Source organism: Micromonospora zhanjiangensis, assembly GCF_042650605.1.
Taxonomy (GTDB): Bacteria; Actinomycetota; Actinomycetes; order Mycobacteriales; family Micromonosporaceae; genus Micromonospora_J; species Micromonospora_J zhanjiangensis.
This window is the reverse complement of the sequence record NZ_JBHSBN010000044.1, coordinates 19,152-28,541: the sequence shown is the minus strand read 5'-3', so window position 1 is coordinate 28,541 and position 9,390 is coordinate 19,152. Positions and strand designations below refer to the sequence as shown.

At 71.0% G+C, this 9,390-nt stretch carries 7 protein-coding genes; 5 read left to right on the top strand and 2 right to left on the bottom strand.

The genetic code is table 11. The annotated features are described in order from the left end of the window. Window positions 1–421 precede the first annotated feature (421 nt). The gene (locus ACFOX0_RS32020) at window positions 422–1,912 is read right to left on the bottom strand and encodes an arabinofuranosidase catalytic domain-containing protein (RefSeq protein WP_377553033.1); all 1,491 of its coding nucleotides are present in this window, start codon (window positions 1,910–1,912) and stop codon (window positions 422–424) included. Window positions 1,913–2,592: 680 nt separating this feature from the next. Between ACFOX0_RS32020 and ACFOX0_RS32015 the strand changes: the two genes are divergently transcribed. From ACFOX0_RS32015 to ACFOX0_RS31995, 5 genes are all read left to right on the top strand, one after another. Beyond that, window positions 2,593–3,660: a sugar ABC transporter substrate-binding protein gene (locus ACFOX0_RS32015; RefSeq protein ID WP_377553031.1), complete on the top strand. Its 1,068-nt coding sequence runs from the start codon at window positions 2,593–2,595 to the stop codon at window positions 3,658–3,660. After that, a complete protein-coding gene (locus tag ACFOX0_RS32010) occupies window positions 3,657–5,198 on the top strand; it encodes a sugar ABC transporter ATP-binding protein (protein WP_377553029.1) in 1,542 nt (513 codons plus the stop codon). Before ACFOX0_RS32015 ends, ACFOX0_RS32010 begins: the two co-directional genes overlap by 4 nt. Continuing rightward, complete coding sequence (locus ACFOX0_RS32005) at window positions 5,191–6,240, top strand: ABC transporter permease (protein ID WP_377553027.1); 1,050 nt, start codon at window positions 5,191–5,193, stop codon at window positions 6,238–6,240. Before ACFOX0_RS32010 ends, ACFOX0_RS32005 begins: the two co-directional genes overlap by 8 nt. Window positions 6,241–6,312: 72 nt before the next feature. Further along, the gene (locus ACFOX0_RS32000; RefSeq protein WP_377553025.1) at window positions 6,313–7,656 is read left to right on the top strand and encodes an enolase C-terminal domain-like protein; all 1,344 of its coding nucleotides are present in this window, start codon (window positions 6,313–6,315) and stop codon (window positions 7,654–7,656) included. Then, window positions 7,653–8,588 (top strand): amidohydrolase family protein, encoded by a 936-nt coding sequence (locus ACFOX0_RS31995; protein WP_377553023.1) that lies wholly within the window; start codon window positions 7,653–7,655, stop codon window positions 8,586–8,588. The genes ACFOX0_RS32000 and ACFOX0_RS31995 overlap by 4 nt, the downstream gene beginning before the upstream one ends. A 44-nt stretch (window positions 8,589–8,632) precedes the next feature. Here ACFOX0_RS31995 and ACFOX0_RS31990 read toward each other — a convergent pair whose 3' ends face one another. After that, on the bottom strand, window positions 8,633–9,334 hold the full coding sequence (locus ACFOX0_RS31990) for a FadR/GntR family transcriptional regulator (RefSeq protein ID WP_377553021.1): 702 nt from the start codon (window positions 9,332–9,334) through the stop codon (window positions 8,633–8,635). Window positions 9,335–9,390: the final 56 nt, after the last annotated feature.

Below are 9,390 nucleotides of genomic sequence, written 5' to 3'. Positions count from 1 at the left end.
AAGAACTGGAAGATCCTCAAGACCGGCTACCGCCGGTCTCTCCACGACTTCCCACGAGTGCTACGCACTGTTACGAAGCTGGAGATCTATCGATGGTCCACCCGACCCTTTTGAAAAAGGCTCCAGGTGAACTCAACTTACCGCTGTACCACAAAGACAGGGCTCGTAGCTGAGAGAGCGTTTGACGTTGTCAGTCTTGGACAAGTTGTGTTCGGTGCGAACAGAACTTGTCCAAGACTAACTGGCGATGGCATCGAACAACGGCTGGAGCGCGGCTCGCGACGGGAAGACTTCTCCAACACCTGCTGAGTCCGAGGCGCATCCCAGGGGAAAGAGCCGGCCGGCTGCGGAGCCGGTCAATAGGAGAGGGGCGCCGCGGCAACGGCGCCCCTCTCCTTCTCGCCGGAGCAGGTCGACCCCGTCAGCGGTAGCCGGCGGCGACGATGTTCGCCTGGATCGCGTTCTCGGTGGCGTCGGACGGGTAGCCCGCCACCATGGCGCCCTCGTAGAAGGTGCCCACGCTCTGGTTGGAGTTGTTGATGCAGCAGTCACCGCCGCTGCCGAGGATGATGGCGCCCTGCTTCTTCATCGGGTTGTAGCCCCTGGGCAGTGCGCCGTCGTAGATGGTGTAGAGGCTGCCCGACTGCGCGTTGCTGCCCTTGAGCGCCATCCGGGTGGTGCCGTTGTTCTTCAGGATCGCGGTGACGAACTTGCTGGTGAACGCCCGCTGGTTCGGGTTCCACGAGCTGCTCCCGCCGGGGAAGAGGCCGTACTCCAGGTCGGCCTGGACCCACGGGCCGGAGCCGGAGCAACCGCCGAACCAGCAGCTCGTGCTGAAGTTGATCGCGTCCATCGCACCGGCCCCGTCGGCCCGGCGGGTGGTCTCGCTGTTGCCGTAGTCGAAGCAGCAGCCGCTGTTGACGTGCGTCCCGCTGGTCACCATGTACATGCCCTCCGGCTGGCTGCCGGTCGGGATGCCGGTCGTGTGACCGTCCCGCCAGTAGCTGCTGTTGCCGGGGATGAAGAGCGAGTACGCCTTCGCGCCGCCGACCGTCAGCGACTCCCTGGTCGCCACCGCGGGTTGGACCGCCCCACCGATGCCGCCCGAGCCCTGGTAGCCGAGGTTGTTACCGCGTCCGGACTGGTCGTAGATGATCGTGATGACGCAGGTGGTGTTGGCGCAGAAGGTGTCCTGGGTGGCCGCGTTGGCCGCGCCGCCGGGGCTGAGTGGGGTGATGTTGCGGGTGGTGTTGTCGGAGGATCGGCGTACCTGGTAGAGGCTGCCGTTGTAGGCCGCGTACAGGGCGCGGGTGGTGCTGTGCGCGGCCACGCAGGGCGTCCCGCCCGCGGCGTAGATGTCGCACGGCAGGCTGCTCGCGGGCGGCGGGGTGGTGGGCGGCGGCGTGGTCGGTGCCGGGGTCGTGGGTCCCGGGGTGGTGGGTCCCGGTGTCGTGGGTGTGGTGCCGCCGTTGCAGGCGACCCCGTTGAGGGCGAACGACGTCGGGGCGGGGTTGCTGCCGGTCCAGGAGCCGTTGAAGCCGAAGCTGGCGCTGGCACCCGTGCCGAGGTTCCCGTTGTACGAGGCGTTGGTGACGGTGACCTGGGAGCCGGACTGGGTGTAGCTGCCGTTCCAGAGTTGTTGGATGCTCTGGCCGGCGCCGAAGGTCCAGGTCAGTCGCCAGGAGGTGATCGGGTCGCCGAGGTTGGTGATGGCGACGTTGGCGCCGAAGCCGCCCTGCCATTCGGAGCTGACGGTGTAGCTGACCTGGCAACCGGCGGCAGCCGCCGACGCCAGTCGCGCGCCCGCGACACCGCCCCCGGTGAGGGCGATCGTGGTCGTGGCGGCGACCAGCAGGGCCCGCCGCCGACGGGAGCCGATGGGACGCGTGCGTGTGCTTTCGTTCTCTGGCACAGGATCTCCCGGGATCTGTTAGCGCTAACAACACGGACTGGAATTTTCCGCGCGCGCCGGCCTCCGTCGAGTCCATGGACGGTGTCGCCGGCGGCTGCCCGCCCGCCGACGCAGCCCGGAAGCATCCTGGCATCGATGGGTGACGCTGAACGTACCCATCGACGGCGAGCGGCGTCAACGCGTCCGCCGAAACGCTCTGGAAATACCAAGGGTATCGATGTTAACGTTCTCCAAGCGGCGGCCCGGCGGTGTTCCGGGCCCCGACGCGCGCGCCGACCGGGTGCCGCCGGTGGCCGGTCGAGGTCGCGGCGGCCGGCGACGAGCCGTCCGCCGTGTCCCTTTCGTGTGGTCGACATCAGATGTCAGCGCCCGCCGAGCCCGTCGGGTCGGGCCCGCGTTGCCCCGGGAGGTCACCCGGCGGACCCGTGGTGGTCACACCCTAGACACGGGATGCGAGCTGCTCTATAAAAAGACATCTGATGTATGCCGGGTCCGGCGAGAGCCGGACCCGACCTGCGCCGGGATCGCCTCCGGCGCACCCGACCGTACGACGACGACACACACCCTCGACCACCAACACACGGGCCGCGCTCCTGGCACACCGCCGGACGCCGACCGGGCCGCCCGGACCTGCGGGCGGGTCCCGCACCCGGATGGACGTGCACCACGAGAGGAGACTGGTGGACCGCAAGGCACTGCTGAGCGTCGGCCTGACGATGATGGTCGGCGCCGCCATGTTCACCGCGGGCTGCGGTAACGGCGACTCACCCGGGGGCGGCGCCAGCGGCTCCGCGCCGCTGGTCGGCGTCGACTACCCCCGCTCGGACACCGACTTCTGGAACTCCTACATCAAGTACGTCCCGCAGTCGGCCAAGGAGCTGGACGTCGAGCTCAAGACGACCAACTCGCAGAACGACATCGCCAACCTCATCTCCAACACCCAGACCTTCATCAGCCAGGGCGTCAAGGGCGTGGTGATGGCGCCGCAGGACACCGCGGCCATCGCGCCGACCCTGGAGCAGCTCGCCGGCAAGAAGATCCCGGTCGTCACGATCGACACCCGGCCGGACACCGGCAAGGTCTTCATGGTGGTCCGCGCCGACAACCGGGCCTACGGCACCAAGGCCTGCCAGTTCCTCGGCACCAAGCTCGGCGGCAAGGGCAAGGTCGTCATGCTCCAGGGCGGGCTCGACTCGATCAACGGCCGGGACCGCACCGAGGCGTTCAACGAGTGCATGAAGAAGGACTACCCGGGCATCACCGTGTTCGGCGAGGCCACCGACTGGAAGGGTGACGTCGCCGCGGCCAAGCTGCAGACCCGGCTCGCGTCGGACCCCGACGTCAAGGGCATCTACATGGAGTCGTCGTTCGCGCTGGCCGGCACGCTGCAGATCCTGAAGCAGAAGGGCCTGCAGGTCCCGCCCACCGACCCGAAGCACGTCTTCATCGTCTCCAACGACGGCATCCCCGAGGAACTCAAGGACATCAAGAGCGGCCTCATCGACGCCACCGTCAGCCAGCCGGCCGACCTGTACGCCAAGTACGGTCTCTACTACGTCAAGGCGGCGATCGAGGGCAAGACCTTCCAGCCGGGTCCCACCGACCACGGCAGCAACATCATCCAGGTCCGCGACGGCGTGCTGGAGGACCAGCTCGCCGCGCCGCTGGTCACCCTGGACGGCGCCAGCATCGGCGGCCAACCCACCCTGAAGTACGACGACAAGTCCCTGTGGGGCAACGCCGGATGAGTGACCGGCGGAGCACCGACGACGGGCCGGCGGACAACGGCCGGCCCGTCGTCGAGGCGGTGAACGTCACCAAGCGGTTCGGTTCGACGGTCGCGCTGGACGGGGTGGACCTGCTGGTCCGGCAGGGTGAGACGCACGCCCTGGTGGGCCGCAACGGTGCCGGCAAGTCGACCCTGGTCAGCATCCTCACCGGCCTGCAGACCACCGACACCGGGTGCGTCGCCTTCGACGGCCGACCGGCGCCCCCGCTCGGCGACCGCGACGCGTGGCGGCAGCGGGTGGCGTGCGTCTACCAGAAGTCCACCATCATCCCCACGCTGACCGTGGCGGAGAACCTCTTCCTCAACCGGCACGCGCGCGGCGTGGACCGGCTGATCCGCTGGGGCGCCGTACGCCGGGCCGCGGCGCAACTGCTCGCCGACTGGTCCGTCGACGTGGACGTACGGCAGCCGGCCGCGACGCTGTCGGTGGAGCAGCGCCAGGTGCTCGAGATCGCCCGGGCGCTCTCCTTCGGCGCGCGGTTCATCATCCTCGACGAGCCCACCGCCCAGCTCGACGCCGCCGCGATCAACCGGCTGTTCAACCGGATCCGGGACCTGCGGGCCCAGGGCGTGACCTTCCTGTTCATCAGCCACCACCTGCAGGAGATCTACGAGATCTGCGACCAGGTGACGGTGTTCCGGGACGCCCGGCACATCGTCACCGCGCCGGTGGCGCAGTTGAGCCGCCCGGCCCTGGTGGCCGCCATGACCGGCGAGGACGTGAGTCTGCCGGAGGCCGGTGAACGCCCGCCGCCCGCCGACGACGTACCGGTGGTGTTGTCGGTGCGTGACCTGGTGACCAGGTCCGGTGCCGAGTTCTCGCTCACCGCGCGGGCCGGCGAGGTGGTCGGCATCGCGGGCGGTGGCGGCAGCGGCAAGGTCGAGGTGGCCGAGGCGATCGTCGGGCTGGCCCGTCCGGTCGCCGGGACCGTCGTCCTCGACGGTCGTACGCTGCGGCCGGGCAGCGTGCCGGACGCGCTCGCCGCGGGGGTCGGCCTGGTGCCGCAGGACCGCCACCGGGAGGGCCTGGTGCCCGCGCTGTCCATCGGGGAGAACGTCACGATGACGGTCCCGCAGCGGGTCCGGCGGCACGGGTTCATCTCCCCGACCCGGCGCGACGCGATCGCCCGCCGGACCATCGCGGACCTGACCATCAAGGCGGCCGGGCCGCGGGTGCCGGTCGCCGAGCTGTCCGGGGGCAACCAGCAGAAGGTCGTGATGGGCCGGGCGCTGGCCAACGACCCGAAGCTGCTGGTCCTGATCACGCCGACCGCCGGGGTCGACGTGCGTTCGAAGCAGACCCTGCTCGGCGTCGTCGAGGACGTACGCCGCCGGGGCAGCACCGTGCTCGTCGTCTCCGACGAACTCGACGACCTGCGTATCTGCGACCGGGTCCTGGTGATGTTCGCCGGCCGGGTGGTCCGCGAGGCGGCCCACGGCTGGCGCGACAACGATCTGGTGGCCGCCATGGAAGGGGTCGATCTCGACCATGTCTGACACGCTCTCCACCGCACCCGGGTCGCCGTCCGCGGCGCCGCCGTCGCCCCCACCGGCAACGCCCCCGCCGCGGACCCTGGCGATCGCGCGGCTGCGCGACCTGGCCCTGGTGCCGGCCATCATCGCGGTCGCGATCGTCGGGTTCATCGTCAACCCGGTCTTCCTGCGGTCCGACAACATCGTGAACGTGCTGCAGAGCATGTCGGAGATCTCCATCGTGGTGCTGGCCGAGACCGTGGTGCTGATCGCCGGCAAGATGGACCTCTCGCTGGAGTCCACCTTCGGGCTCGCGCCGGGCATCGCGGCCTGGTTGATCGTCGATCCGGCGGTCACCCACGGCCTCGGCCTGCACGCGCTGTCCGGGGGCTGGGCGGTCCCGGTGGTGCTGCTCGTCGGCGCGCTCGTCGGCGCGTTCAACGGGTTGCTCATCGTGCGCTTCGGCCTCAACGGGTTCATCGTCACGCTGGGCATGCTCATCGTGCTGCGCGGCCTGTTGACCGGCATCTCCGGCGGCAAGACGTTCTTCGCCCTGCCGGAGTCGATGACCTATCTCGGGTCGACCACCTGGCTGGGCGTACCGGCGTCGATCTGGTTGTCGTTGCTGCTGTTCGTCGGCGGGATCGTGGTGCTCGGCTTCACCCGGCCGGGGCGGGCGCTGTACGCGATCGGCGGCAACGTCGACGCGGCCCGCGCCGCGGGTATCCGTACCGATCGGATCCTCTGGCTCACCCTCGTCGTGGCCGGCATGCTGGCGGCCCTCGCCGGGCTGCTGATCAGCGGCCGGCTCGCCTCGGTCCCGGCCGCGCAGGGCAACGGCGCCATCTTCCAGGTCTTCGCCGCGGCGGTGATCGGCGGGGTCAGCCTCAACGGCGGCAAGGGAACGGTGTTCGGCGCGTTCACCGGCGTGCTACTGCTGTTCATGATTATCAACGTCCTGGCGCTGGCCGGGGTGCCGGCGCAGTGGACGAACTTCCTCAACGGCGCGGTCATCCTGGTGGCCCTGGTGGTCTCCCGCATCACCGGAGGCAAGGCGCAGACGTGAGGCGGCGCAGACGCCCGCAAAACCTTCCGCCGGGCGCCGTACCACGGCGCCGTCGACACCTCAGGAGCACCGGTGACCGAACGCATCTCGTCCGTGGACACCCTCGACGTACGGTTCCCCACCTCCCGGCACCGGGACGGGTCCGACGCCATGAACCCGTTCCCGGACTACTCCGCCGCCTACGTCGTGCTGCGGACCACCGCCGGCGCCGAGGGGCACGGGCTGGTCTTCACCGTCGGCCGGGGCACCGAACTCGCCGTCGCGGCGGTCCGCTCGCTCGCCCCGATGGTGGTCGGCCAGCCGGTCGACGAGCTGATCGCCGACCCGGGCGAACTGTCCCGGCGACTGGTCGGCGACAGCCAGATCCGTTGGCTCGGCCCGGCGAAGGGCGTCGTGCACATGGCCGCCGGCGGCCTGGTCAACGCGGTCTGGGACCTCGCCGCCCGGCGGGCCGGCAAGCCGCTGTGGAAACTGCTCGCCGACCTCACCCCGGAGCAGTTGGTCGGCCAGGTCGACTTCCGCTACCTGCGCGACGCGCTGACCGAGGACGAGGCGCTCGCCCTGCTGCGTACCGCGGCGCCCGGTCGGGCCGAGCGGGAACGGATCCTGCTCGCCGAGGGGTACCCGGCCTACACCACCACCCCCGGCTGGCTCGGCTACGACGACGAGAAGCTCGCCCGGTTGTGCCGGGAGGCCGTCGACGCCGGCTACGACCTGATCAAGCTCAAGGTGGGCGGCGACCTGACCGACGACGTACGCCGGTTGGGCATCGCCCGGCAGGCCGTCGGGCCGAAGGTCCGGATCGCGGTCGACGCGAACCAGATCTGGGGCGTGCCGGACGCCATCGGCTGGATGCGCGAACTGCGCCGGTTCGACCCGTACTGGATCGAGGAACCGACGTCGCCGGACGACGTGCTCGGGCACGCCGCCATCCGCCGGGCCCTGGCCCCGGTCAAGGTGGCCACCGGCGAACACGTGCACAACGCGGTGGTGTTCAAGCAGTTGCTGCAGGCCGCGGCGGTGGACGTGGTGCAGATCGACGCCTGCCGCGTCGCGGGCGTGAACGAGAACCTGGCGGTGCTGCTGCTCGCCGCGAAGTTCGGCGTACCGGTCTGCCCGCACGCCGGCGGGGTGGGCCTGTGCGAGTTGGTCCAGCACCTGGCCATGTTCGACTTCGTGGCGGTCAGCGGCAGCACCGAGGACCGGGCCATCGAGTACGTCGACCACCTGCACGAGCACTTCGTCGACCCGGTCCGGATCAGCGGTGGACGGTACCGGGCGCCCACCGTGCCCGGCATGAGCGCGGAGATCGTCGCCGAGACCCTGACCGCGTACCGGTTCCCGGACGGACCGCAGTGGGCGGACGGTGCGGCGGACCGGACGACCGAACCCGCCACCACCGCGGAGATCGCATGATCATCGACGCGCACCACCACCTGTGGCAGCCCGAGCGTGGCTACCACTGGCTCGACGAGCCGGGGCTGGCGGCCATCCGCCGCCCGTTCACGCCCGCCGACCTGACCGCCGAGATCACCGCGGCCGGGGTGTCCGGCACCGTCCTGGTCGAGGGCGGCCGGTGCCATCCGGACGAGGTGCCGGAGTTCCTCGGCCTGGCCGCCGACACCCCGGCCATCCTCGGGGTGGTGGCCTGGATCGACGTCGCGGCCGAGGACGTCGCGGGCACCGTCGCGCGCTACCGCCGGCTGCCCGGTGCTGACCTGCTGGTCGGCGTCCGCGCGCAGGTGCAGGGCGAGGACGATCCCGACTACCTGGACCGTCCCGACGTACGCCGCGGGCTGGCCGCGATCGGCGCGGCCGGGTTGGTGTTCGACCTGGTGATCCGGGCCGACCAGATCCCGTCGGCGGCCCGGGCGGCACGGGCCCTGCCGGAACTCCGGTTCGTCCTCGACCACCTCGGCAAGCCGCGCATCGACCAGGGCGCGGCCGGGCTGCGCGACTGGCGTGGACCGCTGGCGGAGTTGGCCGGCAACCCCAACGTCGCGGGAAAGCTGTCCGGGCTGGTCACCGAGGCCGGTCCCGGCTGGACACCGGAGTCGCTGGGTCCGTTCGTCGAGGTCGCGGTCGCGGAGTTCGGCGCCGAACGTCTGATGTTTGGCTCCGACTGGCCGGTCTGTCTGCTCGCCGCGGACTACCCGGGGGTGTTGGCCGCGCTGCGCGCGGCGCTGCCGCCGCTGTCGGCGGCGCAGCGGCGGGACATCTTCGCCGGCACCGCCCTACGGACCTACCGCCTGACCGGGCCACCGGACGCGGCAGCCGGGCCCGCGGGCGGAGCCCCGGCGCCCGGGGAACGGGCCGCCGGACCGACCGGCGCGCGGGACACGGCGTGAGACCGATCGGGTACGCCCGGCCGCGTCGACGGTCGGCGGCCGGTTCACTCCCCCGGGGCGGTGGCCGAGCTGGACAGCACCGCGCGCAGCCACGCCTCGGAGGTGTTGACGTGCAGCAGCGCGCTGGCCTGGGCGAGCAGCTGGTCGCGCGAGCGCAGCGCCAGGTAGATCGCCTGGTGCTCGTCGATGGTCTTGTGCGCCGCGTTGCCCTCGATCAGCCCCCGCCACACCCGGGCCCGGACGGTACGGCCGGACAGCCCGGCCAGCAGCGAGGTGAGCGTCTCGTTGCCGGTGGCGGTGATGACGGTGTGGTGGAACGTCGTGTCGAACCGGATGAGCTGTTCCGCGTCGTCGGCCGCCGAGCGCATCTCGTCGAGGATGCGGCCGAGTTCGTCGAGCTGCTCGTCGGAGATGCTCAGCGCCGCCAGGCCGGTCGCCACCGGTTCCAGCAGCCGGCGTACCTCCATGACCTCCAGCAGCGTGTCGTCGCGCAGCAGCTCCACGGCCAGGCCGAGGCCCTCCAGCAGCAGCCGGGGGGCGAGGCTCGTGACGTACGTGCCGTCGCCGCGGCGCACGTCGAGCACCCGGGCGGACTCGAGCACCTTCACCGCCTCGCGCACGCCGCTGCGGGACAGGCCCATCTGCGCGGCGAGTTGCTGCTCCGGCGGCAGTCGCGTGCCCGGGGGCAGCTCTCCACTCTGGATCAGGCCGCGGATCTTGGCGATCGCCTCGTCGGTCAACGCCACGGTGGTCTCCTTCGCCGCCGGCCCGGAGGTCCGCTACCGCGGCGGGCGCGCTGCCT